Origin of the sequence: Brevibacillus dissolubilis (assembly GCF_006170445.1) — a bacterium.
Taxonomy (GTDB): domain Bacteria; phylum Bacillota; class Bacilli; order Brevibacillales; family Brevibacillaceae; genus Brevibacillus_B; species Brevibacillus_B dissolubilis.
This window is the reverse complement of record NZ_VCNA01000012.1, coordinates 120968-147428: the sequence shown is the minus strand read 5'-3', so window position 1 is coordinate 147428 and position 26461 is coordinate 120968. Positions and strand designations below refer to the sequence as shown.

General features: G+C 52.0%; 21 protein-coding genes, 1 pseudogene and 1 other annotated feature. Of the genes and pseudogenes, 5 read left to right on the top strand and 17 right to left on the bottom strand.

Going from position 1 to position 26461, the window contains the following annotated elements:
* Positions 1–128: 128 nt before the first annotated feature.
* From FGI41_RS20160 to ileS, 4 genes are all read right to left on the bottom strand, one after another.
* Positions 129–998: a metal-dependent hydrolase gene (locus tag FGI41_RS20160; protein WP_139492115.1), complete on the bottom strand. Its 870-nt coding sequence runs from the start codon at positions 996–998 to the stop codon at positions 129–131.
* Positions 999–1036: 38 nt separating this feature from the next.
* Entirely contained in the window at positions 1037–1588 is a 552-nt protein-coding gene (locus FGI41_RS20155; protein WP_139492114.1) for a hypothetical protein, read from the bottom strand.
* A gap of 15 nt (positions 1589–1603) precedes the next feature.
* A complete protein-coding gene (locus tag FGI41_RS20150; protein ID WP_139492113.1) occupies positions 1604–2764 on the bottom strand; it encodes a hypothetical protein in 1161 nt (386 codons plus the stop codon).
* 130 nt (positions 2765–2894) lie between these two features.
* Positions 2895–5987, bottom strand: a complete 3093-nt coding sequence (gene ileS / locus FGI41_RS20145; protein WP_139492112.1) for an isoleucine--tRNA ligase — start codon at positions 5985–5987, stop codon at positions 2895–2897.
* Positions 5988–6053: 66 nt separating this feature from the next.
* Positions 6054–6364, bottom strand: a binding site (T-box leader).
* A gap of 187 nt (positions 6365–6551) precedes the next feature.
* Here ileS and FGI41_RS20140 point away from each other — a divergent pair.
* The 3 genes from FGI41_RS20140 to FGI41_RS20130 are packed head-to-tail and all read left to right on the top strand — an operon-like array spanning position 6552 to position 8605.
* Complete coding sequence (locus tag FGI41_RS20140; protein WP_139492111.1) at positions 6552–7847, top strand: bifunctional diguanylate cyclase/phosphodiesterase; 1296 nt, start codon at positions 6552–6554, stop codon at positions 7845–7847.
* Positions 7848–7860: 13 nt separating this feature from the next.
* On the top strand, positions 7861–8286 hold the full coding sequence (locus FGI41_RS20135; protein ID WP_139492110.1) for an ATP-binding protein: 426 nt from the start codon (positions 7861–7863) through the stop codon (positions 8284–8286).
* Between the two features lie 13 nt (positions 8287–8299).
* Positions 8300–8605 carry an STAS domain-containing protein gene (locus FGI41_RS20130; RefSeq protein ID WP_176560361.1) on the top strand — a complete coding sequence of 102 codons (306 nt, stop codon included), beginning with the start codon at positions 8300–8302 and terminating at the stop codon, positions 8603–8605.
* Positions 8606–9091: 486 nt separating this feature from the next.
* Here FGI41_RS20130 and FGI41_RS20125 read toward each other — a convergent pair whose 3' ends face one another.
* The 9 genes from FGI41_RS20125 to FGI41_RS20085 all read right to left on the bottom strand — a co-directional run bounded on the left by FGI41_RS20125 (position 9092) and on the right by FGI41_RS20085 (position 21066).
* On the bottom strand, positions 9092–10474 hold the full coding sequence (locus FGI41_RS20125; RefSeq protein ID WP_139492108.1) for a glycine--tRNA ligase: 1383 nt from the start codon (positions 10472–10474) through the stop codon (positions 9092–9094).
* A gap of 345 nt (positions 10475–10819) precedes the next feature.
* Positions 10820–11602, bottom strand: a complete 783-nt coding sequence (locus FGI41_RS20120; protein WP_139492107.1) for a sulfite exporter TauE/SafE family protein — start codon at positions 11600–11602, stop codon at positions 10820–10822.
* Positions 11603–11656: 54 nt separating this feature from the next.
* Positions 11657–12313 (bottom strand): response regulator transcription factor, encoded by a 657-nt coding sequence (locus FGI41_RS20115; RefSeq protein WP_139492106.1) that lies wholly within the window; start codon positions 12311–12313, stop codon positions 11657–11659.
* Entirely contained in the window at positions 12310–13398 is a 1089-nt protein-coding gene (locus tag FGI41_RS20110; RefSeq protein WP_139492105.1) for a PAS domain-containing sensor histidine kinase, read from the bottom strand. The genes FGI41_RS20115 and FGI41_RS20110 overlap by 4 nt, the downstream gene beginning before the upstream one ends.
* Positions 13399–13486: 88 nt before the next feature.
* Positions 13487–14899, bottom strand: coding sequence for an MBL fold metallo-hydrolase (locus tag FGI41_RS20105; protein ID WP_139492104.1), 1413 nt, complete (start codon positions 14897–14899; stop codon positions 13487–13489).
* Between the two features lie 44 nt (positions 14900–14943).
* The gene (locus FGI41_RS20100) at positions 14944–16137 is read right to left on the bottom strand and encodes an FAD/NAD(P)-binding oxidoreductase (RefSeq protein ID WP_139492103.1); all 1194 of its coding nucleotides are present in this window, start codon (positions 16135–16137) and stop codon (positions 14944–14946) included.
* Between the two features lie 267 nt (positions 16138–16404).
* A complete protein-coding gene (gene abc-f / locus FGI41_RS20095; RefSeq protein WP_139492102.1) occupies positions 16405–18414 on the bottom strand; it encodes a ribosomal protection-like ABC-F family protein in 2010 nt (669 codons plus the stop codon).
* Positions 18415–18577: 163 nt separating this feature from the next.
* Entirely contained in the window at positions 18578–19864 is a 1287-nt protein-coding gene (locus FGI41_RS20090; RefSeq protein ID WP_139492101.1) for a dicarboxylate/amino acid:cation symporter, read from the bottom strand.
* Positions 19865–20010: 146 nt separating this feature from the next.
* Positions 20011–21066, bottom strand: coding sequence for a TRAP transporter substrate-binding protein (locus tag FGI41_RS20085; protein ID WP_139492100.1), 1056 nt, complete (start codon positions 21064–21066; stop codon positions 20011–20013).
* Positions 21067–21156: 90 nt separating this feature from the next.
* Here FGI41_RS20085 and FGI41_RS20080 point away from each other — a divergent pair, with 90 nt between their 5' ends.
* A complete protein-coding gene (locus FGI41_RS20080) occupies positions 21157–22740 on the top strand; it encodes an ATP-binding protein (RefSeq protein WP_438358041.1) in 1584 nt (527 codons plus the stop codon).
* 6 nt (positions 22741–22746) lie between these two features.
* Positions 22747–23469, top strand: a complete 723-nt coding sequence (locus FGI41_RS20075) for a response regulator (RefSeq protein WP_139492099.1) — start codon at positions 22747–22749, stop codon at positions 23467–23469.
* An 80-nt stretch (positions 23470–23549) separates the two neighbouring features.
* On the opposite strand, the gene FGI41_RS20070 is transcribed toward FGI41_RS20075, so the two are convergent.
* The 4 genes and pseudogenes from FGI41_RS20070 to FGI41_RS20055 form a co-directional block, all read right to left on the bottom strand.
* Positions 23550–24518, bottom strand: a complete 969-nt coding sequence (locus tag FGI41_RS20070; protein WP_255298555.1) for a helveticin J family class III bacteriocin — start codon at positions 24516–24518, stop codon at positions 23550–23552.
* 381 nt (positions 24519–24899) lie between these two features.
* Positions 24900–25103 (bottom strand): cation transporter, encoded by a 204-nt coding sequence (locus FGI41_RS20065; RefSeq protein ID WP_139492097.1) that lies wholly within the window; start codon positions 25101–25103, stop codon positions 24900–24902.
* A 120-nt stretch (positions 25104–25223) separates the two neighbouring features.
* Positions 25224–25484: pseudogene (locus FGI41_RS20060) on the bottom strand (metal-sensitive transcriptional regulator); the annotation flags it as partial.
* Between the two features lie 30 nt (positions 25485–25514).
* Positions 25515–26354: an MBL fold metallo-hydrolase gene (locus tag FGI41_RS20055; RefSeq protein ID WP_139492095.1), complete on the bottom strand. Its 840-nt coding sequence runs from the start codon at positions 26352–26354 to the stop codon at positions 25515–25517.
* Between the last annotated feature and the right edge of the window lie 107 nt (positions 26355–26461).

The following is a 26461-nucleotide window of genomic DNA, read 5'->3' as shown; positions in this document are numbered from 1 at the left end:
CTCTTGATGTCTTGATCATAACACGGTGAAACCAATATGGTTGTGAAAAAAATCACATGCGACTTGTCCATAAAGATACCGCCCTCTCCTCCCTCATAAGGTTGGAAGTTAGGGCGGTTGTTCTTTTCCTAACGCTCAATATATTCGTACAAAAATGATTCACCGTTCCGCACAAATCTCGGGTCATAAATCCCCAGACGTTGGCCGTCATCAACTACGACCAGCATCGGTGACCAGCGGGAAAGTGTCTTGGCCTCTGGATTCTTGGCAAACAGCTCGGTCAGGTCAGCCTGATCAGCAGATGGAATCGACATCAAAAGCTTGGGCGCTCCCCCGTTCCAGACCGACACCTCGGAGATCTCGACGAGTCCTTCTTTTTTCCCGATCAGATGAAACTGTCCCGGCACGAAACGGGCAAAGAGGACGACCGAATCATAGGAAGCCTTATTGGCCTGATACAACCAAGCCCCTTCTGCCGACTGGATTGCCACATGGGCAACCAACAGAGCGGCTACCGTTCGAAAGATCGTATGCCGTCTCCATTTTTTGAGCCGGAGTGAAAGGTAGCCTCCCAGAATGATCAGCCACATCATCGGATCGACAATCGATATTGTGCCAAAGGTTACCCGCGTCTCGGAAAACGGCTCCAGATAGCCAGTCCCCCAGGCATTAAAATTGTCGATGGTATCATGCACGAATACGGCCAGCAATCCGATCCAGAAAAGCCGTCTGTCACGTACCCGCCAGAACAGATACGCCAGCAGAGAAATCAAAAAAGCCCAGATCGGAACCAAAAATACCGAATGCGTCAGCCCCCGGTGCCACATCAGGTACAAGCCTTCTGTATCCCATGCTTGGGAGATGACATCGATATCAGGAATTTGGCTGCCGACCAGTGAAGTGAAGAGAAAAGCCCGCTTCATCGGTTGAGACATCTCTTCTGTCTTGAGCGTGTTGTAGATAACCAGACCGAATAATGTATGGGTGATCGTATCCATGGTTCCACTCCTATGCTCTGTATACTCTCTTTCCTTCCTTATACTCTAGCTCCATTATCCTGTTCGATCAACCGTTTGACTCGCTTGCGCTCATAGTAGGCAAACCAAAGTAAACCATACAGTGGAAAGATCCCGATGACCCAGCCCGTCCAGTACGGGATGCCCGGCGGCGGAAGTACCTTGAATTGTGGGAGACGTCCAGTCGCTTTACCTTTGGGGCCGTCGATCTCAATCTCCCATGTCCATTGCCCTTCATACGGCAGTCCCGGATGCTGGAGCACCCATGCGTCATCGATCCCCGGGTAAGGAAGCAGATTGCGTTGGTAGAATTTCTCTGCCACACCTGCTGGCGGGATCAGACGGTATGTAGCTTTTTTGCCCGGATAGCCATCGATTGGTTCGACGAAGACCTGCAGGCTTTTTTTCGCGGGGATCGGGTATTCATTAAAACCCATGTCCACCGTGTATGGCCCGACCTGTATCGTCTGGACGTAGACGATCCCCCGTGCTTTGACATCGTGAGCCAGACCTGTACCAGCCGGAAGCAGGACGAGGCAGATGGCAATGCTGATCAACATTCGTAGTAGCATGATGTCTCCCCCCTCCTATCTGTCCGTATAGCGGAATGCAATGCCGATTCGCCAGCCCAGCCATGCTACTATGGCGGCGATGACGGCCGATACCGCTGCGGTCAGCCAGAAGCCCTGCTGGATCGCAGCGAGTATCGTCTCGGTCTGCTCCGGTTTGCTTGTGTTGAGGTAGAGCGTAAATTTGCGGATCCAGTCGGTATCAATCAGACTGCTCGTGAACATACCAACTGCTCCCGCCAAGCTGACTGCTGTGCGGCGCGACCAGCCGAATTTTTCCCCCAGATATAAAATCACATCCATGATGATTGCCACGACCACGATGTACTCCAGCATAAAGCCCGTCACCAGCGGCAAAAACAAAGCATCTTCCTTGTACGGTAATTGCAGCTCGTTGGCCAGCCATTTGACCGACCAGATCGAGTAGGACATCCCCGTCCATTTGAGCGTCAGCACGCACAAGCCTGTCAGTGTGACTGCCCCTGTCCGGCGGATAAAGGAAGCCGCCAGCATCAAGCCGAGCGGCACCACCACAGCCCCCAGCATCGTATAGGTAGACAGGCCGGCGAGCTGCGGAACCTCATCGAGACAGACGACCATGAATACCATCGACGTAGACAGCGGAATCCCGATCTGCAGGATGAATCCCAGTGTCGCTAAGCGTTCGTACAGCTTCAGCCCATGCACCCTCGCCCGATTGACCTCGGAGGCATAGACATACGCCCCGCCTACTCCGTACAACAATCCGCCAAAAATCAAACCAAAATGCGGTGGCGAAAACAATGTCACATCAAATCCGTAAATCTCGTGCCACCACAGGTCATAGCACCCCCCGATGAATACCGAAAGCGAACCAAAGCCTGCGAAGAAAAAGCCCATCGGAGCATGTCCACCGATAAACGGGGTGGTCGTGTTCTCATCGACACCCTCTACCTTCCGCCGAAACTTGCGGGTAGTGGCCATCACCATAAACAGGCTGATAAATCCAGCGCCCCCCATCCCCGAATAGATCAGGGCATGCGGCTCCGTCCAAAAGGTATCTGGTCCCACATCTGCGTGCCATTCTGTATCCCAGCCAAAGCCATAAAACGTGGCAAGACATGCCAAGGTCAGGATGAATGCACCGATCAGGCGAAACCGCGATTCGCGGCGCATCGCCACAAGTGCTTGCTCATTCATGTTGTCTACCATCCTTTTTTTCCAAATAGTGCAACAACATTATACATTTTTAATCAGAAAGAAATAAAGTAAAAAGAAACAGGAAAAGCTGCCCGCCTCTTTTGATGGAGGAGAGCAGCTTTTTCGTTGATTACAGGCTGATCAGCATACCGATTTGGCGGTCGCCAAGGGAGACGACTTCCATGTTGTCTGCTTTGTCATAGGAGACGGTGTTGAGCAGAACGTTTTCACGGAGGACTCCTTCGAAGGACTCAAGTGCTTCTTTGAGCTCGGCATCTACATCGAGGACGATGTTGACACGCGCTTCGATCGGCAGGTCTTTTTTCTTGCGGTAGTCTTGGATCGCACGCACTACTTCACGCACGAGACCCTCTTGCTCCAGCTCACGGGTGATCGTGGTGTTGAGCGCAACGGTCATGTTGGCGTTGGATGCGGAAGCGAAGCCTTCTTTTGCTGTTTTTTCGATCAGCAGGTCTTCTTTTGGAATCGTCAGGGTCTCACCTGCCGGAGTGGTCAGGGTAAGCTCGCCGCTCTCCACAACCGCTTTAGCCCCTGCTGCATCCAGACCTTTGAGGTGGCCTTGGATCGCGCCGACGTTTTTGCCGTATTTCGGGCCGCCGACTTTGAGGTTGAGCTTGAGGGAGAAGTTGACGAAGCCTGCATCATCGTTTTCGATGCGGATTTCTTTGACGTTGATCTCGTCTTTGATGATGTCTTGGTAGCCTGCAAGGTTGAAGTCAGCATCGAGGGAGACGATCAGCTCAGAGAGTGGCTGACGGGTCTTGATACCTGTCTCGTTGCGCACGTTACGCGCCAGCTCAACGATGGAGCGTGCAGTAGCCATTTCTTTTTCCAGTGCTTCATCGATCGCGGATTCGTCTGCCTGCGGGAAGTCAGCGAGGTGGACGCTTGTGCCGTTGCCAGTCAGGTTGCTGTAGATTTCTTCGGAGATGAATGGCATGAACGGTGCTACCATGGTGCTTACTTTGACCAGTACTTCGGTCAGAGTCATGTAAGCGGAGACCTTGTCTTCGGTCAGGCCGCTGCCCCAGAAACGGTCACGGGAACGGCGGATGTACCAGTTGGACAGCTCGTCTACGAAGTCTTCAATTTCTTTTGCAGGGTTCAGGAAGTCGTTGGCGTCGAGGCCTTTTTTGACTACCTTCAGCACGCTGTTGAGGCGGGAGAGAATCCAGCGGTCGAGATAGTTGTTGGACGGCTTTTTCTCGTGTTCAGCCGGGTTGAACTTGTCGATGTCAGCATACAGTGCGAGGAACGCATGGGTGTTGTTGAGCGTATCCACCACTTTGGACTTCGCTTCTGCTACGATGCCTTTGGAGAAACGCTTGGAGTTCCAAGGAGCAGAGTCAGAGAGCAGTGCCCAGCGGAATGCGTCTGTCCCATACTCTCCGATGATTTCCCATGGGTCGATTACGTTGCCTTTGGATTTGGACATCTTTTGTCCGTTTTCGTCCAGGACGTGACCTGTGGAGAGAACTTGTTTATATGGAGCTTTACCTGTGTAGAGGGTAGATACCGCAAGCAGCGAGAAGAACCAGCCGCGTGTCTGGTCGACACCTTCACAGATGATATCTGCCGGATATTGTTTTTCGAAGGTTTCTTGGTTCTCGAATGGATAGTGGTGTTGGGCAAATGGCATGGAACCGGAGTCGAACCATACGTCGATCACCTCGGAGGTGCGCTCCATGGTGCCGGAACATTTGTCACACTTGAGTTTTACTTCATCTACATATGGTTTGTGCAGCTCAAGGTCTGCCGGTACATCACCGATCGCATGGGCACGCAGATCTGCATGGCTGCTCGGTGAATACTCATGGTTGCAGTCTTGGCAGATCCATACGTTGAGCGGAGTACCCCAGTAGCGGTTACGGCTGATGTTCCAATCGACGAGATCTTCGAGGAACTTACCGAAGCGGCCGTCGCGCAGGTGACCTGGGAACCATTCAACGGTTTGGTTGTTGGCGATCAGCTGATCCTTGATCGCAGTTGTTTTGATGAACCAGCTCTCCATTGCATAGTAGAGCAGTGGAGATTTACAACGCCAGCAGAATGGATAGCTATGCTCATATTTCTCTTTGGAGAAGAGCAGGTTGCGTTCTGCGAGGGATTTGACGATATCGACATCACAGTCTTTAACAAAACGGCCTGCGAACGGAGTCACTTCCGCTGTGTATTTACCGGACAGGTCGACGACGTTCACGACGTTGATGCCGTGTGCTTTGGCTGCTTTGTAGTCGTCTTCACCGTGCGCCGGGGAGATGTGTACGATACCGGTACCGCTGGTGTCGCTGACATAATCAGCATCGATGACGCGGTGACCGTTGTTGAATTCTACATATGGGAATGGCGCCTCATAGCTCATGCCGACGAATTCAGAACCTTTGTGGGTGGATACCACTTCGTATTCGCCTTCGAACAGCTTCTCAACGAGCGCTTTCGCTACGACATAAGTCTCACCGTTTTGCTTCACGCGTGCGTACTCGATGTCATTGTTCATCGCAAGTGCTGCGTTGGCAGGAAGCGTCCATGGTGTGGTCGTCCATGCGATGAATACATCGTCAGAGTCTTTGCTGCGGAATTTGGCTGTACAGCTGAGGTCTTTGACATCCTCGTAGCCTTGTGCCACCTCGTGGGAGCTGAGCGTAGTCTGGCAATCCGGGCAGTACGGGCTTACGCGGTGACCTTTGTAGAGCAGACCTTTTTGGTGGATGGTGGAGAGGATGTTCCAGACGCTCTCGATGTAGTTGTTATCGAGGGTGACATATGGATGATCCATGTCGGTCCAGTACCCGATCGCTTCGGTCAGCTCGCGCCATTGTTTTTCATAGGCGAATACGCTGTCCTTACACTTCTCAACGAATTCACGCACACCATATTTTTCGATCTCTTGCTTACCGGAGATGCCCAGCTCTTTTTCTACGCCGAGTTCTACCGGCAGACCATGTGTGTCCCAGCCTGCTTTACGCAGAACCTTGTAGCCGTCCATGGTTTTGTAGCGGCAGATGAAGTCCTTGAGTACGCGGCCCAGTACGTGACCGATGTGTGGGCGTCCATTGGCAGTTGGGGGGCCTTCATAAAATACGAAGTGCGGCTTGCCTTCGCGGTTCTCGATTGATTTGGCAAAAGTATCTTCGGTGCGCCATTGTTCCAATACGCGCAGTTCTCTGTCGCGTGCTTTTTCTTTGACATCAATGCGTTTCATGCAGAGCGTCATCCTTTCGAACTGATATATTAATGAAATGATGGCAATAAAAAAATCCCGCCCCCCATAAGGGACGAGATGTGCTTTCTCGCGTTACCACCCTTGTTCCACAGCTCTAATCCCTATTACCATGCTTGACAAAACCGCTGTCAACCAAACATAGAGCAGCCGTGGCACTCGACCAACGTACGACTTCATACGCGTTCCCTGTAACGGGGGACAACCGGTAAAGCTTACTTGCGGCATGCCAGCATGACGGGTTCGGCCTTACTTCTCAGAGATGATTTTCCGTTAGGGCTTGAACATTGGCTTTCAGCGGGGTGCCAACTCTCTTGGGATCAGGCACATAACGTACTCGTTCTCTTCACAGAATGTAAGTCGGGTATCCAATTACTATTCTTTATATCCTATCTGTCGGAAAAAGTCAATTATGACGCGAATTCCATTCTTTTAGTACTATATACCCACATGAAACTTCTGCCTAACCTAATAAAAAAGTACTAAAAAATTTTATAAATATGCCGATAATGGTAGTAACATCCTTTCCAAACATAAGGAGCCATAATGAACGAGAACCAACAAACGGAAATGCTGTTCCCCACTGCGTTCAATGAAGCGGTAGAGGCGTTCCACCTCCTCAAACAACAGCATCAACAGACGAAAATCGGAATTTTTGTGCTGCACCTCGGTGGCTTGACCCGGATTCACAGTACCTACGGGTTTTCTGTCGTTCGCCAAGCCTTCCAGAAGGTGAACAAGCGCTTAACGGCATACACCACCGGATTGGGACATTACTTCTCGATCCAAGAGACCAAGTACTATCTGTATTATGCAGAACAGGACGGCCTCACCCTCCAGCAGTTTGCCGAGGGGGTCATCAATCTTTTCGCGGAGCCGCTGCGGTTTGCCGCTTATGAATTTTATCTGCAGGCAAAAGTCGGGCTGTCCGTCCTCCCTGACGACGGTTCTGACCTTGAAACCCTGCTCAAAAACGCGGAGGCTGCCAGCTATTATCTCAAGAATGAGAAAATCAAGCGGGTCGGTGTCTTCACCCCCGAAACAAATGCACTGCTGTTCAAGAAGGTTTTCTATGAAAACAACCTGATTGACGCCGTGAAAAATAAAGAATTCCTGCTCTACTATCAGCCCAAGATCTGCGCCCACACTGGACGGATCATCAGTCTAGAAGGCCTCGTCCGCTGGGATCACCCGCTGATGGGCCTCGTCCCTCCCGGCGAATTCGTCTCTCTCGCTGAAGAGAACGGACTGATTCACCTGCTCGGCGAGATTGTTTTGGAAAAAGGGGTTCGTTTTCTCAGCCTCCTGCAGTCCAAGAATCTCGACATCTCGATCACCATCAACGTCTCGGCAGAGCAGCTGCTATCCGGCAATCTGCTTCCCTACATACAGAACCTGCTCGCAGCCAATCCGATTCCGACTCACCGGCTGGGCTTGGAGATCACGGAAAACATCAACCTCTATGATCTGGAATATGTGATCGAACAGCTTCATACATTGCGTGACATGGGCATCAAAGTCTATCTCGACGACTTCGGCACTGGTTACTCCTCCCTGCAATATCTGCAGCAGCTGCCGCTGGATGTCTTAAAAATCGACCGTGCCTTCGTGATGAATCTGGAGGAACGCGAGGTAGACCAGCTCATCATCCGCTCCATCGTCGGGATCTCCAAAAAGTTGGACCTCGAAATCGTCGCAGAGGGTGTAGAAAATCCCCGCCAGCTGGAAATCCTGCGCAGCCTCGGATGCAGCCAGCTCCAAGGCTATCTGTTCAGCAAGCCTCTGCCCGAAGACGATATCCTGTCCTTCATCGAAACCTACTCCCCCGTCTACTTTAGCTGAAAGGACATACGGAATGAGAACGAACACCCTCCACATGAGCTTTCATGATCTCAAAGGATATCAGGTGACACGTGACTGTATGCAAATCTATCTGGAAGCGTACGCGGGTGAGCAGGCCAGCCTCGTCTTCATCGCTGCCAATGAAGCCATCTACAATGCGCTCGTCCACGGCTGCCGTATGGACCCGGCCAAAAGGGTAGAGATCAAGCTATCGATTCAAAACCAAAAAAGACTCCTGTTACGGATTCAAGACGAAGGGACCGGCTTGCAACGCATCGACTTCGCCTCACTTCAGAAGGATGACTATACCCCGGACGATACCGCGCTCTACGGCGAATCTGGCCGGGGTCTGCTCATTATCTCCAAGGTGTTTGATCGTGTGCTTGTGGGAAGAGAGTCCAACCAGCTTTTGCTGATCAAAAATTTCCCTAATGGTTAGGAGACCACCCCTCATGATTGAGATCGTTTATGATCAAGAAACGACGATCATAAAAATATGCAAGGAGAGAATCTACATTGAAGAATCCACCATCCTGCGGAATGCACTGTTAGGCGAGTTGGATAAAGGAAACAACAAGATTACGGTTGATCTGTCCCACGTGCAGTATATGGACAGCTCCTGTCTCGGGGTGCTGGTTGGTGTATATAAACGGGCGAAGGAACGCGGCGGGTACCTGAATCTGCGGGCGATTAATCAGACGATCTCGGATTTGTTGGAGATTACGCATTTGAACCGGGTGTTTGCGGTTACGGAATAGGTGGGGTCTCCGGCGGGGGAGTGTGAGAAGCATCTGTTTTTCAGTCGCCTTTCCCCCTCGTGCGAGGGGCCGGTCTCCTTACAAACAGATGCTTCTCACACTCCAGGCGGACACACAACCTCTTCCGTTGAAGGATTATGTAATAGATGAAGAGACCTAAATAATGAAAAAAGAATGCCCTTGATCCCAGCTATTTCGTACTGGAATCAAGGGCTTTTTGCTTTATACACCGTAAGAGGCCTGAATTCATTTTAAGTCCCTATCAGCTTCATAAACATTGTTGTAACGCTATTCCATCGGTTTGGCCCTCTTTATTACTATGGTCTGACTGTGGAAGAGCGTGAGAGGAAACTGTTTGTAAGGAGACCGGCCGAACGAAGAGAGGGAAAGGCGACTGGAAAACAGTTCCCTCTCACGCTCCTGCCAGAGCCACCTCCCAAATAAAAAGGCTGCCCACTAATGGACAGCCCCTTGCATCAAGCTTACTTAAAACTGCATTTTCTCTTGGATATAAGCCTTCAGCTCGCTAATTGGCAGACGAACTTGTTCCATAGTATCGCGGTCACGCACAGTCACTTGCTGGTCTTGCTCGGAATCGAAGTCATAGGTGATGCAGAATGGAGTACCGATCTCGTCGTGGCGGCGGTAACGTTTACCGATGGAGCCCGCATCGTCGAAGTCTACCATGAAGTCTTTGGAGAGGTCTTCGAACACCTTAGTTGCAGACTCAGACAGCTTTTTGGAGAGCGGGAGGATCGCTGCTTTGAACGGTGCGAGTGCCGGGTGGAAGTGCAGCACGGTACGGCTGTCGCCTTCGCCGAGTTCTTGCTCTTCATAGGCATCGATCAGGAAGGAGAGCGTCACGCGGTCAGCACCAAGGGATGGCTCGATGCAGTATGGGATGTAGCGCTCGTTGGTTTCTGGCTCGATGTATTGGAAGTCTTCACCAGAGTGTTCTGCGTGCTGTTTGAGGTCGAAGTCAGTACGGTCTGCGATACCCCAGAGTTCACCCCAGCCGAACGGGAATTTGTACTCGATGTCAGAAGTTGCGTTGGAGTAGTGGGACAGCTCGTCTGCTTCGTGGTCGCGCATGCGGATGTTTTCTTCTTTGATACCAAGCTTGAGCAGCCAGTCAAAGCAGGTGTTTTTCCAGAACTCGTGCCATTTGAGGTCTTCGCCTGGTTTGCAGAAGAATTCAAGCTCCATCTGTTCGAACTCACGGGTACGGAACGTGAAGTTACCAGGGGTGATTTCGTTACGGAAGCTCTTACCGATCTGGCCGATACCGAATGGAAGCTTTTTGCGCATGGTGCGCTGTACGTTCTTGAAGTTAACGAAAATACCTTGTGCCGTCTCAGGACGCAGGAAGATTTCGTTGGTGCTGGATTCGGTTACACCTTGGAAGGTTTTGAACATCAGGTTGAACTGACGGATTTCGGTGAAGCTGTGGCTGCCGCACTCTGGGCAAGCGATGTTGTGCTCTTGGATGAGGTTCGCCATCTGGTCAAAAGAAAGACCGTCGACGATCATCTCGATGCCTTTAGCCTGAAGAGCATCTTCGATCAGTTTGTCTGCGCGGTGGCGGGCTTTACATTCTTTACAGTCGATCATTGGGTCGTTGAAGTTGCCGACGTGACCAGATGCGACCCAAGCGCGCGGGTTCATCAGGATCGCTGCATCAAGACCTACGTTGTATGGGGATTCCTGGATGAATTTTTTCCACCAAGCTTTTTTGATGTTGTTTTTCAGCTCAACGCCGAGTGGGCCATAGTCCCATGTGTTGGCGAGACCGCCGTATACTTCAGAACCCGGGAAAACAAAGCCGCGGTGCTTGGCGAGTGCTACGATTTTGTCCATAGTGACGCTCATGATTCATTCTCTCCTTTTGTGTATGTAGTGAATCTAGCAATAATAAAAGCCCTCACCCCTAAGGCAAGTGAGTGACTTGCCTAGGGACGAGAGCTTGTGCTCACGCGGTTCCACCCTAGTTGATGCACACTGTAGACCTCGCGTCCGTCTGTTACAAGCCGATACGCGCTTCGTGCATCCCCTTTTCCAAAAGGTACAGCTCCAGATTGCCTTTTCCCTGATCCTTCGTCCGGGCTTTCACCATCCCCGGTTCGCTATGTCGAGTGGGTCATCAGGTACTATTGATCCTTCATTGCCGATTCCTTATTCCATTTGGCTATATAGTACCGAAGTGTCTTGGAAAAATCAAGTCTGGAAAAAATCGAGCCAGATTTTCACCGCTGTCCCGAGGATCAGGGCAGCCAGCACGCCTTGGAGGAAGCGGGTGTTAAGCTTTTTGCTGACGATAGCTCCCAAGGGGGCGGCGAGGATGCTGGCGAGAACCATGACGGCGGACGGCCAGAGCAGTACTTCTCCCGCCATGAGCTTGCCAGTGGTAGCCCCGATCGAAGAGATGAAGGTGATCGCAAGCGACGATGCAATCGTGATCCGGGTCGGGATGCGCAGGATCAGCAGCATGATCGGCACGAGGATAAAAGCACCTGCGGCTCCGACGATACCGGAGGCAATCCCGACGAGCAAAGCGGAGAAGACAGCGATGGGGCGGTTAAAGGTGAGATCTGTGAGCGGCTTCTCTTCACAGTTCTTTTTCGGGACAAACATCATCACGGCGGCCAGTGTGGCGAGGATCGCGTAGACCAGATTGATCGTGTCTGCGGACAGGTATGTCCCGCTGTATGCCCCGGCGAAGCTGCCGATGATGATCGCTCCGCCCATATAGCCGACCAGTGGATAGTGGATCAGATTGTCCCGGCGCAGGGCCCAGACTCCGGAGATGGTAGCGAAGAAGACTTGTACCGCGCTGATCCCGGACACATCATGGGCCGAGTAGGCAGCTACTCCGAGCAGCGGTGGGATGTAGAGGAGCATCGGATACTTGATGATCGAGCCGCCGATCCCCACGAGACCAGAGATAAACGACCCGACAAAGCCGATGGCAAACAAGGTGACGAATAGAGCGAGTGACATCCTCTCCCCTCCTTTTTGGTACAAAAGGCGATGTCTGTGTGAATCAAACAGGACTTAAAAGGCCAGATCCAAGTATTTATTTTTGATCGCGTACTGGATCAGCTCGCGTTTGGATGTGAGCCCGAGCTTTTGCATGATGTTGGTTTTGTGGTTCTCTACGGTTTTGACACTGATGGAGAGTTCATCTGCCATCTCTTTGTTGGAGAAGCCGAGCACGGTCAGGCGGACGATCTCTTTTTCGCGGTCGGTCAGCTGGGACGGAATCGTTCTGGATTCTTGTTCGTGGGCGAGGGACATCCATTCCTTGATCTTGTCGTCAGCAACAGACGTCTTGTAGAAGTGCTGTCCGCGAAAAACGGCTCGGATGGCATCGATCAGGGTCTCGCCGTGGCTGTTCTTGAGAATATAGCCGTCGATGCCCTGTGTGAGCGCCTGTTGGACATAGATTTCTTCGTCATACATGGTGAGCAGGACGATTTTGGGCTGGGGGGTGTTTTTGCGGATTTCCTTGGAGGTCGCAAAGCCATCCAGTCCACCAGGCATAGACAGATCGAGGAGAATCACGTCAGGGGTGAGCTGATTGGTTTTGATAATCGCATCGTTGCCGTCCGCGCACTCCCCTACGATCTGGATATCGCTGTACGCCTGCAAAAGCATGCGGATTCCCTTGCGCACCATCGTGTGGTCATCGACCAACAGCACTTTAATCAAAGGGCTTCCCCCTCTTTATACGGAATTACGGTCTGAATGCGGGTGCCGCGACCGGGCTTGGACTCTAGCTGGAACTGGCCGTTGATCTGATGAACCCGCTCCTCCATATGCTTGAGGCCAAGCCCCTCCTCGACATCGTCTTTTGCAAAACCGAGACCGTCATCCTCGATGGTGAGGGTAAGCACGTCTTCGGTAGCTGCCAGCTTAATCGAGATATGGCTGGCGTGCGAATATTTCAAGGCATTGTGCAGAGCTTCTTGGATCACGCGGTAGAGATTGATCTCGATGACGGGTGACAGCCGGGTGGTATCCGGAAGTTCATCTCGGCTAAACGAAAAGTGAATGTCGCGGTGGGTCTTCGCCAATGTCCCGACGAGATGATTTACTGTCGGGATCAGTCCCAATCGGTCAAGGGAATGCGGACGGAGCTGGAGCGAGTACAGCTTCACGTCCTGAATGACTTTGTCCAATTCGTCTACAATCTCGCGGACATATTCTTTGAACCGCTCATCCTGCTGGATCTGGGCCTGAATCGCTTGGAGGCCGACGGAGATGGAGTAGAGCGACTGCCCCACTCCATCATGCAGCTCTTGGGCTAGGCGTTTGTGTTCGTTCTCTTGGCATTCCAGCGTTTTTTGCAGAACCAGCTTGGAGATGCGGGCCTCTTCTTCTTTTTTCTTGACGGTCAGGTCTTTGAGGACGAGCAGGACTTCATGCTGGCTGCCCTCTTCATTCTCATAGATGACGGCAGTGCTCATCTCCATGTCGATGTATTGTCCTTCGTAGGTAGGCATCGCGGAGAGAAAATACGGGACTTCCCGCTTGGCCATCAGGTAGCAGCGGTCTTCTCCCGGCATGATCTCACGGGTCTGACAGTAGGAGCAGTAAGGGACATGGCCGCCTACTCTCCAGCCTGTCATGCGCTCTGCGGACGGATTCATCACGAGGATTTCACGTTCGTGGTTCATGATGATGATGCCGTCTTGGATATAGTCAAAAATCTGCTTGAGATATTTGGGCTCGGTCTGGCGTTGCTCTCTTTTGCGGAGCAGCTTGGTACGAAAGCGGCATTTGCGCTTGTTCATGTGACGACACTCCCTGCTGATCGATCCTTTTTCCTGTATTTTACTATAGCGTCAGCATCGTCGCATGGCGGTACCGATTCGATCCAGATTAGACGAGGATCAAGCCTTCTTTTTCCCAAGCGAGGTAGCCTCCGGTCAGGTTGGTTACGTTCTTGATTCCGTTGGCTTGGAGGATGCTGGCGGCAATCGCAGAACGTGCGCCGGAGCGGCATTGGACGACGATTGGTTTGTCTGTAGCGATCTCATCGAGGCGGGATGCGAGAGTGCCCAGCATGATGTGTTGAGCGCCCGGGATATGGCCTTCCTCCCATTCTCCTTGGTTGCGGACATCGATGAGGGTGACTTCACCGGATGCGATCACGTCTGCGACTTCGCGCGGCAGAGCGGTTTGGTAGGTTTCGGTCAAAAGGTCTGGTGACTGCGCAAGCACAGCGAGGTCCATGTAGCCAGCCACATTGTCGATGCCGATGGAGCGCAGATCCCGCAGGATAGCAGGTATGGTGCCGGCATCAGCGAGCAGGTAAAGCGGACGGTTATAGTCGACGATCCAGCCTGCCCAGCTGACGAAGGATTTGTTATACGGGATGTTGATCGTTCCTTCGGCGTGGCCCTGTGCGAAGGCTTGAGTGGTGCGGGTGTCGATGATTTGTTCACCCTGATTGATCAAAGCCTGCAGGTCAGCGGCGGATGCGATGGACACCGGGGTGGCAAGCTGTTCGAACAAGTTCGGGCCTGTTTTGTTCACCTGTTTCATCACGGCAAAATACTTCGGTGGCTCAGGCTGGCCTTGGAGCAGAGCCTGTACGAATGCTTCCTCCTCGGTGTATTGCAGGGCCCAGTTGAACAGCTTCTCGTAGCCGACCGTGGTTGACGGCACAGCACCGAGCGCCTTACCGCATGCGCTGCCTGCCCCGTGAGACGGCCAGACCTGCATGTAGTCAGGAAGTTGTTTGAAACGGTTGAGCGAGTGGAACATCTGACGGGCACCGATATCGGCTGTACCGTGTACGCCTGCCGCTTTTTCCAGCAGGTCAGGACGGCCTACGTCTCCGACGAACACGAAGTCACCGGTAAAAATCCCCATCGGTTTATCCGCCTGTCCGCCACGGTCAGTGAGCAGGAAAGAGATGCTCTCTGGTGTGTGACCCGGTGTGTGCATGACGCCGAACACGAGGTTGCCGATGGTGAATTGGTCGCCGTCCTTGAGCAGCTGGTGGCTGACGGAGTCGAGATAGAGGTATTTCCAGTTCTCATCACCTTCATCAGAGAGATAGAGCTTGACTTGGTGCTCCTCAGCTAATTGACGTGCACCGGAGACGAAGTCAGCATGGATGTGGGTCTCGGTGGCGGCTACAATCTTGAGCCCCTCTGCTTTTGCTGTCTGCAGATACGGTGTGATATCGCGGCTAGGCTCGATGACGATCGCCTCGCCTGTACGTTGGCATCCGACGAGATAAGAAGCGTGGGCCAGTTTTTCATCATAGAAGTAACGAAGCAGCATAATGGTAGATCCCCTTTCTATATCTACTGCAAAAGTTGGTTGGTTTACATCAGACCTTTGAGCATTCCGTTCCAGTACATGATGGGCAGCAGGTCTTTTTTCACGACATACATGCTCCAGCGCTCCTTGGACTGGTCGATCGGGAAGGTCTCCTGCGGTTGTTGGTTATAATCGAATTCCGCCATCACCAGTCGGTTATAGCCTGTTACCAGTGGGCAGGAGGTGTAGCCATCGTACGTGGCGGTCAGCGGACTGCCTTGCATATGGGCGAGCAGGTTCCTCACCACGACTGGTGCTTGCTTGCGGATCGCCGCTCCGGTCTTGGAGGTAGGCAGATTGCTGCAGTCGCCGAGGCTGAATACATTGGCGTATCGCTTGTGCTGAAGCGTATACTTGTCGACATCCACCCAGCCTGTTGCGTCTGCCAGCGGGCTTTCTTTGAGAAAAGCTGGCGGCCCCATCGGTGGTGTGACATGGAGCATGTCGTATTGGACGATTTTTTGCTCCTTGGTATCTACGTGTTCGAAGACGGCTTCCTTGGTGGCTGACCGAACCTCGATGAGATGATTACGAAAATGCGGCTGGATGTTCTTGCGCTTCACTACCTCACTGAGTGTCGCGGCATAGCGTGGAACCTGAAAAATCGATGCATTCGCGGAGAAGAACTGTACCTCTGCCTGATCGCGTACGCCTGACTTGCGGAAATAGTCATCTGCCAGATACATGATCTTCTGTGGTGCACCCCCGCACTTCACTGGGCTGTTGGGGTGAGTGAACAGGGCTGTGCCTCCCTTGAAGCTTTGGATACACTGCCAGGTATAATCTACGGTATTGTAATCGTAGTTGCTGCACACGCCGCCTTTGCCGAGAGCGTCCTTGAGTCCTTTGACGCCGTCCCAATTGATCTGGATCCCGGCAGCCACGACGAGGTATTCATAGGTTAGCTTTTCCCCAGAACTGGTGATGACGCTGTTCTCTTCCGGGTGAAAGGTGCTGACGGCTTCTTTTCTCCACACGGCTCCATCTGGGATCAGCGAGGCCATCTGGCGGCCTGAGGTTTCTTTTTTCACCGCTCCGCCTCCTGCCAATGTCCATAGCGGCTGGTAATAATGCATCGTCGCCGGATCGATCACCGCGACTTGCCCCCGCAATTCCCCAGACGCTCTCACCAGACGGGCCGCTACCGAGATACCGGCCGTACCTGCTCCGACAATCACAACTTTATAATGGGCTGACATGAGATCCCCCTTTTTCTCCATCAGGTAACGTTTGTTGATAACGTATGTGTTATGGGCTTCGGTGTTGATATGTACATTTTACATACGAGTAGGGGTATGTATAATAGGGGAATTTCCCTATCTTGAGCATACGAGTGGAGCGGGTGATGGAAAAACCATAGAAAAATGCAAAACAGACCCCTCGCCGCGTTAGCAAAGGGTCCGGGTTGGATCTCATGTAACCTAATAGCAAGGCATTGCGTGTAACAACAAGCATAGCGCACAGCTCTATCCCTGCATGCTGTACCAGCTTTCGTAGAGCTGCTCTACTTTCTTTTCACACGCATCATATTCGGCTTGGAGCTGCATCAGTGCTTGGTAATCCTGACCTCCGTCGGCTAATTGCTGTGCCAGCTCCTCGCGTCTTGCTTCGAGGGTGGCGATCTCTTGCTCCAGCTGTTGCAGCTTGAATTTGTTGATTTTTTTCTCGGGAGCGGGTTTGGCCGTATTGGCAGTTGGTTGGTTGGGGGCTGTTTCAGCTTTGGTCTGTGGAGTCATCCCGTCGGTTGATTGGACGGCTGCTGATTTCCCCGTCTCCACTGCCGATCCCGAGCCGCTCCGCATCTGTCGCTGCTTCTCTCTTGACTCCTCATAGGTCCCTTCATAGCGGACGATCTGATTGTTCTCAATCCAGAAGACGCCCTTCACCGTTTTTTGCAGGAAATAACGGTCATGCGAGACGATGAACAGCGAGCCTTGGTACTCCGCGATGGCTTCCTCCAGTGTCTCACGTGCAGGGATGTCCAGATGGTTGGTCGGCTCGTCGAGGATCAGCAGGTTGATCTCCTGATGCATCAGCTGGGCCAGACGGAGTCTCATCCGCTCACCGCCGCTGAGGCTGCCGACTTTTTTGAAGACGTTCTCTCCATAGAATAAAAACCGGGCCAGCTTATGGCGCGCCTCTGCCTCCGTGACGTGGACAATCTCGCGGAAGGCATCGATGACTCTGCGCTTCGGGTCGCCTTCGAGGGCCTGCTGGGAGAGATAGCCGACTTTGACATTGCTGCCGATCTTGACCGTGCCCCTGTCTGGCTCCAGCTCTCCCAAGAGCATCTTGATAAACGTAGACTTGCCGCTGCCATTGACGCCTAGCAGAGCCTTTCGCTCCCCATAGCGCAGCGTCAGCCCGGTACCTGTGAACAGCTCTTTTCCGGCAAAGGACTTGTGAACCCCATCTGCCACCAGTACATCCTGCCCGCTGCGGTCGATCTTCTGAAACTGGAGTCCCATCCGATCCACTTCCATGCGTGGACGCTCGATCTTCTCCATCCGCTCCAACGCCTTTTCCATGCTTTTGGCGCGGCGGTGGAATGCTTCGTTGGGTGGGTTGGACTGGTTGCCCCATTCCTTGAGGCGCTTGATCGTTTCCTTCATCTTTTTGATCTTCTTCTGCTGCTCTTGGTACTCGGCGAAATGACGGAGCAGGCGCTCTTCTTTTTCTTTGACGAAAGCGCTGTAGTTGCCGTGGTAAAAGGCCGCCTCTCCCCCATCCACTTCATAGATGGAGGTCACGACAGCATCGAGGAAGTAGCGGTCATGCGAGATGATCACGACGACACCCGCATAGTCCCGCAAAAACTGCTCCAGCCACTCCATCGACTCCACGTCCAGATGGTTGGTCGGCTCGTCTAACAAAAGCACATCGCTCTGCTCACACAACAGCTTCGCCAGCCCCACCTTGGTCTTCTCGCCGCCGCTCAGCTGGGCAAAGGGAGTAGACAAGATGGCAGCTGAAATCCCCAGACCCTCGATCACCTTGTTCATGCGGACATCTGTCTCATAGCCGCCGAGGCGTTCGAATTCCTCTTGGAGTGCTTGGTATTTATGCAAAAGCTGTTCTGGCTGTTGGGATGCAGAGGCTCCTGCGGGCTGGAGGTTGGAGTCAGTGGTGGAAGAACGATCAGACATAGCCGCCATCGCCTGCTCCACATCACGCATCGACTGCGACAGCTTACCCACTGCCTCAAAAGCACTCTGAATCACATCCCGTCCACTCCACTCTACCGGGTATTGCGGAGATTGCGGCAGGTACGCCCATTTGCTGCCTTTGGCCCGGAAAATCTCGCCTTTGTCAGCGGTTTCAATTCCGATCAATAGTTTAAACAGGGTGGTCTTCCCCGCGCCATTCGGCCCGACGATCCCGACTCGGGAACCGGAGTGGATTTCCATGGTGATATCTCCTAGCACGGGGTCTGCTCCGTACGTTTTGGTGATTTCTTTGGTCGCTGCTACAATCATGGGAAAAGTCCCTCCTCCATGCTCCCCTTTTGGATATTTTTCCTATTATATCTCATGTTCTCAGTCGGAAAAAGACACAGAAAAAAGAAGCCACCCCTGATTCAAAAGGAAGAATCATCGGGATGGCTTCTATCATGATTCGCAGGGTAATCGAGTCAGATGATTAGTTAGTCACCGGGATTTGGTTCGGAGCTTGTGCTGCTTCTTCCGCTTCCACAATCACTTCGCGGTTCGGATCGAATTCATTTTCCATTTTGGAGACAACGACCGTCGCTACACCGTTACCGATCAGGTTGGTGATGGCACGCGCTTCGGACATGAAGCGGTCTACACCGAGGAGGAGCGCCATCCCTTCTACCGGGATCATCGGGAAGGCTGCAAGAGTTGCCGCCAGAGTGACGAAGCCGGAGCCAGTGACACCCGCCGCACCTTTAGAGGTGAGCATCAGGATACCGAGCAGGGTCAGCTCTTGCCAGATCGTCAGGTCGATTCCGTACGCCTGAGCGATGAAGATCGCCGCCATGGACAAGTAGATGGAGGTACCATCGAGGTTGAAGGAGTAGCCAGTCGGGATCACCAGACCTACAACGGATTTGGAACAGCCGTAGCGCTCCATTTTTTCCATCATTTTTGGTAGAGCAGATTCAGAAGAAGAGGTACCGAGTACGAGCAGGATCTCGTCTTTGATGTATTTGATGAAGGAGAAGATGTTGAAGCCATAGTATTTGGTGATCGCGCCAAGAACCAAGACGATGAAGAGGAACATGGTCAGGTATACGGAAGCCATCAGCTTACCGAGTGTGAACAGAGACACGATTCCGAATTTACCGATGGTGTAGGACATCGCACCGAATGCGGCGATTGGGGAGAGCTTCATGATCATGTTTACCATGCCGAAGAATCCGTGTGCCAGCTTGTCGAACAGTTGGATAACCGGCTGAGATTTTTGGCCCATCGCAGCCAGAGAGAGACCGAACATAACGGAGAAGAGCAGGATTGGGAGGAGTTCACCTTTGGCCATCGCACCTACTACGTTTTCAGGGATGATGCCGACGATGAAGTCAACGAATCCATGGCTGGTCTCGGCTGCCTGCTCCGTGTATTTGGAGACGTCAGCGTTACCGGCGATGCTCATGTCGATGCCACTGCCTGGCTTCATCAGGTTCACGACGAGGATCCCGATCGCAAGTGAGATCGTGGTAACGATTTCAAAATAGAGCAGTGCTTTACCACCGATGCGCCCTACTTTTTTCAGGTCACCCATGCCCGCAATCCCGTTCACGACGGTGAAGAAGATGATTGGCGGGATTACCATTTTGATCAATTTAATAAAGATGTCAGCGAGCACCTTCAGCTCTGTGCCGAACTTCGGAAAGAAATGACCGACCAAAATACCGATGATGATAGCGATCACGACCTGTACGGTCAAGTTTTTGAAATTTAATTTCACCTTTATCTCTCCCCTTTATATCGTTACATGTTTTGAAAACGCTTTCGTTTCTGTAACACAATTGTAGAAGTTCGGGGAGAGAAAAGAAATGATATGGTCTTATTGTTCATATTGGTTGTTTTGGTCTTGAATTTTGGTCATTTTGGTCACGGCGTGTACTTATTCTGAAGCTTTCTGATGTTGCCGATCAGCTCTGCTCCAATCTGCCCTCCATATTGCTCATACACGGGCTCAAAGCTCTTCATCCAGCGCTGCTTCTCCTGCGGGGTCAGCTCGTAGATGCGAATCCCGGATTTGCGCAGCTCGATCAATTGCTGCTGGTTCATCAGCACGGCCTCTCGATTGATCCATTCGGTGGTTTCTGTCATCGCTTCGCTGACAGAGTCTCGCAGATCAGGCGGAAGCTCCGCCCAGAAGGCAGGGTTGACGATGACCGCATAGCCCAGATAGCCGTGATCAGACAAGGTCATATAGCGCTGCACCTGATACAGCCGCTTGGTGGTGATGTTGGAGAGGGTGTTCTCCTGTCCGTCGACCAGTCCTGCTTCGAGATTACGATAGACCTCGTTGAACGGCATCTCCACCGTGGTCGCACCCAGCTGGGCAAACTGCGATTCTAACAGTCGGCTCGGCAGCACCCGGAACCGCAGCCCTGCAAAATCCTTTGGCTCCTTCAGTGGATTGCGGTTGTTGGTCATCTGCTTGAATCCGTTGCTCCAGAAGGCAAGCCCCTTCATCTTCCGCCGCTCCAGTGTCTCGAACAGAATCTGGCCCACTTCTCCGTCAAAGGCCTCCTCCACTGCCTGCTGGTTGGGGAAGGCATACGGCAGATCCATCGCCGACCACGCCGGAATCATCGTGGAGATATTGGAGTAAGCCGGAGCAATCATCTGGACGTCTCCTTCGATGAGCGCATCCATCTCATTTTCTTCGTTATAAAGAATGCCGTTGGGGTAGACCTGCACCTCGACCCGCCCGTTGGTTTTTTCCTTGACCAGCTGGGCGAATCGTTCGGCAGCCCGTCCCTTTGGCGTATTTTCCGCGACGACGTGGCTGAATTTGAGGATAATCCGCTGGTTCATGCCCTCCTGAATCTCGTCGTACCCCACCTGATCCGTTGCCAGGTCAGGGCGAAATCCGATGAAATAAGCTGCGAGCAGGCCCACGACGACGAACATTCCAATGCTTACAAATGATTTCACAGCGTATCCACCCACCGCTCCATTGATTATTTACCTGTATTATTCCACAATACAAGAGAACCGTACAACGCACAAAAGGAGACTCTTCTCTTGAAACATATCAAAATTCACTGGAAGATTACCCTGCTTTCGTTTGGCATCGTGCTGTTTTCGATGCTGATCGGCGGGATTATCATCATCGGAGGTTTTATCAAGATCACCGAGGATGAGCTGAGCCAGCGCCTCTTGATAACGGCGCGCACCGTAGCCGAAATCCCCCTGATCCGTGACAATGTCCAAGCCCCGGGCAGCTCCCAAACCATCGAGCCAATCACTCGACGTATCCGCATCATCAATGATGTCACCTATATCATCGTCATGGACATGAACCGCACCCGACTCTCCGATCCCCTGCCCGGTCGCATCGGCCAGAGCTTTCTCGGGCGGGATGCCGAGCCTGCTTTTGCCGAGCATTCCTATGTGACCAAAGTGAAGGGCGAGATGGGGACAGCCCTGCGCGCATACGTCCCGATCATGAGTGCGGAGCATCAGCAGGTCGGAGTTGTGCTGGTGGGTCATATCCTGCCGGGAATCGATGAGATCGTGTTCGCTCAGCGTGAAAAGATTTTTATCACACTCTTCCTCTCGCTTCTGTTCGGGATTCTAGGCTCAGGTATGCTGGCCGCTCATATGAAAAAGCAGATGTTCGATCTGGAGCCGCACGAGATTGCCCGTATCCTGCAGGAGCGGACGGCTGCTTTTCACGCAATGCATGAGGGTGTCATCGCTGTCGATAATCTGGAGCGCATCACGATATTCAATGACACCGCCAAGCGCATCTTCGGCATCCAAGACGAGGTGCTGGGCAAGCCCATCCGCGAAGTCCTCCCCGATACCCGGCTGCCGGAGATCCTCTATTCCAAGCAGCCGATCTACAACCGCGAGCTGCATGTCGGACGCGCCCTGATCTGGTCCAACCGCATCCCGATCAAGGTCGGGGAAAAGATCGTCGGTGCCGTCGCCATCTTCCAAGACCGCACAGAGGTAGCACGCATGGCAGAAGAGCTGACAGGTGTCAAAGCCTTCGTCGAGGCCCTGCGTGTCCAGAACCACGAGCATCTCAACAAGCTCCACACCATCGCCGGACTGCTCCAGCTCGACCATAAGGAACAAGCCCTCGACTACCTGTTCCAGATCACCGAGCAGCAGGAGGAGCTTACATCGTTTCTCAAAAGCCGGATTCAGCACGAAAGCATCGCCGGTCTTCTGCTGAGCAAAGTGACCCGTGGCAAAGAGCTTGGCATCGAGGTACATATCGACCGCCGCTCCAGGTGGAAGCAGTTCCCACGGTTATTGGACCAGCATGATTTTGTGCTGATCTTAGGCAATCTGTTCGAGAATGCGTTTGACTCGTTCACTGATCCCAAGCAGGAAAACAAGCAGGTCTACGTCAGCATCGAGCAGGACGAGACGACCCTCTCCATCATGGTGGAGGACAACGGCAGCGGCATGACCGAAGAAGTCCAGACCCGCATCCTGCAAAAAGGCTTCTCCACCAAAGGCTCGGCCAACCGCGGCTTCGGCCTGCACCTCGTCCACCAGATCGTCGAAAAAGGCCACGGCGACCTGCACTGGGAGTCAGAGCCCGGCATCGGCACCAGCTTTATCGTCACATTTCCCATGGAAAGAAGGTGAATCCTGATGAGCACAAATACAACCAGACACCGTGTCGTCCTGATCGAAGACGACCCCATGGTTCAGGAAGTGAACCGCATGTTTATCGAAAAAGTAACGGGCTTTGAAGTGATCGGAATCGCTGGCAACGGCGTCGAGGGCGTCAAGCTTGTCCAAGAGCTCCAGCCCGACCTCGTCGTCATGGACATCTATATGCCCGCCCAGAATGGCATGGAGACCCTGCAGCAGCTCCGCACCGCCAACGAACAGGTAGATGTCATCGTCATCACCGCCGCCAAGGACACCGCCACCATCCAGCACATGCTTCGGTATGGGGCACGCGATTATATCATCAAGCCTTTTAAATTCGAACGGATTCAACAAGCATTGGAAAACTACGCCCAATACCGCGAGCAGCTGCAACCGGAAGGCGAGCTGACCCAAGACCAGCTAGACGGTCTGTTGAACCATGCCAATTCTCCACAGCCCGTCACCGCCAAACCGGTAGCCGCCGCACCACTGGACATCCCCAAAGGACTCAACGAACAGACCCTGTCCCAAGTGATGAACCTGATGACCGAATCAAGTACAGCCCTGACCGCCGAAGCCGTTGCAGAAGGCGTCGGGATCGCCCGCGTGACCGCTCGCAGGTATCTGGAGTATCTGGAGAGTCTGGGCAAAGTGCAGCGGGAGATCCGCTATGGCGGTGTGGGCAGGCCGACGCATTCGTATATCATCCGACGCGGTTGATGATGCACTGATTCAAAATAAATACGAAAAGAACCCCAGTCGTCGCTGGGGTTCTTCTGTGTAACTGACTCGTATGGCGATTAGTAAAACAGGCTATCTGGAACGTAATAGATTTTTTGCGTATTTTGCTTATTTACCGGGTCTGTAACGATCGTAAAGTAAACGTTACCGTCTTTGGTTTGTACTCCCTCAATTTCATGTGTTCCCACATTCGTAATTTTCACGAGGGTTTTGTATGCACCTGTGTTGGACATCATAGCGATCTGCGGTGTTTCACCTTCTGCACCGCCGGAAGTATAGATTTCCGTACTGCCGAGCATATCAAGACCTTGGAAAGATCCGTTCGGTCTGACAATACCAGTGCCGGTCTGTGTAAAGCCAGTCACGTAAGCACTTTGCGCAGCAGCAGTATTCAATTGTACCTGTTCATTACTGTCAAGAAGCTTGTTCAATGCAACCGTGTCATAAATCGCCCAAGTTACAGGTCCAGTTGAACCATCCGTTTGTACGCGGAAAAGTGTATGGGTACTGTTACCACCGCCATCAACACGGTATGTCGTCCCTAAACTCGCACCGCTTTTATTAGCGTAATTCATATAGGTGATCCGATGAAGATCGGTATAATCGTATGTCGCGCCAGGCGTGTATTGCAGTCTTGCTACCTGGAGGGACCAGTAGTAGGTTGTGGAAGGATCTGCTTTGGAACTGAAATAGAAGTAGTTAATACCGTTGTACGTGTACATATCCAATGTTTGGCAATGGCCGGTATTGGTTACGGTCATTTCATCCACATATGTAGCATTATTTCCGTTGATGAGAAGTCTTGAAAGATAGCATGTTCCTCCAGAGCGTTGCGTTACGTACACATACGTTGAAGCGATGTAAGCTTTTTGAACAGCCACGTTGTGTTTAAGTCCCAAGAGGTTGTAAGCCAGTGTTGCCGAAGCGCTTACCGTTCTTGCAGGAGTTGCCGCATCTACCGACAAACCAGACATCCCGAACATAAGAACGGCGAGAACAAACGATGTAATCATTTTAAAATGCCTCATAATTGCTACCTCCATCATAATAGATTTAGATCAACTAAACTCCATAACACATTTACCATTATCTAGCATTCGTTCATTATTTTAAATAGTCTTTTAGATTCAATTCAGAGGTTCTCTTACTCGGATGTCTATCGATTAAAAGATAGAAAAACATCCGGGCAATGCCACAATCCGATGCCCTTTGATTAAATAAATAGGAAAAAGTATACATTTTAGTTTTAGAAATAAATAAAAAGACAACGAACTGTTTAACCAAAATGAAACAGCAGAAAAAAATCCCCTGAGCATCCAGTTAAGATGTCCAGGGGTTTCTCCATCTATAGAGAATATTCGTTTTAGAAAGGGGTTTATAGCAAAGGGTGGTAAAACCAAGAGTTGAGATTACATCAAATCGTAGCCTTGGTTTTCGATCAGCGTCTTGATGGATTCGATCGAAGTGCGGGCTTCATCATATTCAACCGTTACTTCTTTGTTAGCGAGATTGACTTTGGAAGTGACGCCGAGTTCTTTTGCAAGGGAACCTTCAATGGTTGCTACGCAGTGACCGCAAGACATGCCTTCTACTTTCAGTACCTTCTGTGTCATTGAACATCTCTCCTTATCATCTATTAAGATTGAATGTGTTGGTTGATTCATTGTGCTTGCCTTATGTCTATATACTATACCCCTCTACCCTATATTGTCAACCCGTTTGAACAAGTTTTTTTAACGGGTCAGTTTTCCGAGGGTGACGAGGAGCTCATCGATGACTGCTTTGTCTCCCCCTTCGATACGTCCAAGTACACAGCTTTTCAGATGCTGCTCCAGCAGAAGACGCCCTACGGAATGGAGTGCGGATTGGATGGACGCGATCTGGTTGAGGACATCGTCGCAATACTGCTCCTTTTCAATCATGCCTTTGACTCCTCTTACTTGCCCTTCGATGCGGTTCAATCTGGCTGTCAGGTTATTCTTCATCTTGGCAGACCTCCTTTGACCACAACTTGATGATTCAGTTCAAAACGTAAGCGACAGTCCGACTCCCACTTCCTGCACGTTGACCACTTGGGCGAGTGCTATCTTGGAGGCGAAGTCTGTGCAGTGACAGGCATGGATCGCCTGAGGGCCTAGCTTGCGGAAGTACTCAACCGTGCCTTGCAGCTGATGTGCGGATGGTTCGAGCAGATGAAATCCACCGATCACGTCAAGCACCCGGTCATCGCCGCAGATGCGTTTGGCCTGTTCAATGATATTGCAGATGCCGGAGTGGGCGCAGCCAGCCATGATGACAAGCCCGTCTGGTGTCTTATACACAAGCGCGGTGTCATCAAGCAGATAATCGTCCTCGGTATTGCCCTCCTGATCCAGCACGACCTCACCGATCGGCGGCTGGTCCTCGAAGTCGAATACCCGGTCGATCTGGCCCAAGAATACGAGGTTCTCCGTAATCCAGACCGGCTCTTTGGAAAAACGCAGGCCGAAGTGGCGCTGCAGCTTGGAGACGGAAATCATGCTGCCAATCTCCCCTTCTTCATACAGCTTAGTCTTCAGCACTCGGGGATGGGCGATGATCGTCGGAGCTTTGCAAAAACGCTTCTCCAGCTTCGCCTCAGTGAACAACCGGATGATCGGATCAAGACCCCACGTATGGTCCATGTGCCCGTGCGAAAAGGTGATGATATCGACCTCACGCAGATTGATCCCCATTTTCTCCGCATTACGGATAAAGATGTCCGAGTATCCGAGGTCAAACAAAATATTCGTCCCATCCGCTTCAATATAAAAGGACAGACCCGGCTCCCCGTAAAAATAACGGTCGATAAATGTGTTATTGTCCACCAGGACGGTGACTTTCATAGGCTTTCACTCCCTGCTCGCAGCCGGATCACTCGTAACCAGAAGCATAAAGCGATCTTTGCTATTGTATATATAATACTATACCCCTCTACCCTATACAGTCAATT

What these genes read in the sequence shown, in the direction of transcription:
- FGI41_RS20160 (WP_139492115.1), bottom strand. Translation starts at nt 998, where the DNA reads ATGGATACGATCACCCATACATTATTCGGTCTGGTTATCTACAACACG.
- FGI41_RS20155 (WP_139492114.1), bottom strand. Translation starts at nt 1,588, where the DNA reads ATGCTACTACGAATGTTGATCAGCATTGCCATCTGCCTCGTCCTGCTT.
- FGI41_RS20150 (WP_139492113.1), bottom strand. Translation starts at nt 2,764, where the DNA reads ATGAATGAGCAAGCACTTGTGGCGATGCGCCGCGAATCGCGGTTTCGC.
- ileS (WP_139492112.1), bottom strand. Translation starts at nt 5,987, where the DNA reads ATGAAACGCATTGATGTCAAAGAAAAAGCACGCGACAGAGAACTGCGC.
- FGI41_RS20140 (WP_139492111.1), top strand. Translation starts at nt 6,552, where the DNA reads ATGAACGAGAACCAACAAACGGAAATGCTGTTCCCCACTGCGTTCAAT.
- FGI41_RS20135 (WP_139492110.1), top strand. Translation starts at nt 7,861, where the DNA reads ATGAGAACGAACACCCTCCACATGAGCTTTCATGATCTCAAAGGATAT.
- FGI41_RS20130 (WP_176560361.1), top strand. Translation starts at nt 8,300, where the DNA reads ATGATTGAGATCGTTTATGATCAAGAAACGACGATCATAAAAATATGC.
- FGI41_RS20125 (WP_139492108.1), bottom strand. Translation starts at nt 10,474, where the DNA reads ATGAGCGTCACTATGGACAAAATCGTAGCACTCGCCAAGCACCGCGGC.
- FGI41_RS20120 (WP_139492107.1), bottom strand. Translation starts at nt 11,602, where the DNA reads ATGTCACTCGCTCTATTCGTCACCTTGTTTGCCATCGGCTTTGTCGGG.
- FGI41_RS20110 (WP_139492105.1), bottom strand. Translation starts at nt 13,398, where the DNA reads ATGAACAAGCGCAAATGCCGCTTTCGTACCAAGCTGCTCCGCAAAAGA.
- FGI41_RS20105 (WP_139492104.1), bottom strand. Translation starts at nt 14,899, where the DNA reads ATGCTGCTTCGTTACTTCTATGATGAAAAACTGGCCCACGCTTCTTAT.
- FGI41_RS20100 (WP_139492103.1), bottom strand. Translation starts at nt 16,137, where the DNA reads ATGTCAGCCCATTATAAAGTTGTGATTGTCGGAGCAGGTACGGCCGGT.
- abc-f (WP_139492102.1), bottom strand. Translation starts at nt 18,414, where the DNA reads ATGATTGTAGCAGCGACCAAAGAAATCACCAAAACGTACGGAGCAGAC.
- FGI41_RS20075 (WP_139492099.1), top strand. Translation starts at nt 22,747, where the DNA reads ATGAGCACAAATACAACCAGACACCGTGTCGTCCTGATCGAAGACGAC.
- FGI41_RS20070 (WP_255298555.1), bottom strand. Translation starts at nt 24,518, where the DNA reads ATGAGGCATTTTAAAATGATTACATCGTTTGTTCTCGCCGTTCTTATG.
- FGI41_RS20065 (WP_139492097.1), bottom strand. Translation starts at nt 25,103, where the DNA reads ATGACACAGAAGGTACTGAAAGTAGAAGGCATGTCTTGCGGTCACTGC.
- FGI41_RS20055 (WP_139492095.1), bottom strand. Translation starts at nt 26,354, where the DNA reads ATGAAAGTCACCGTCCTGGTGGACAATAACACATTTATCGACCGTTAT.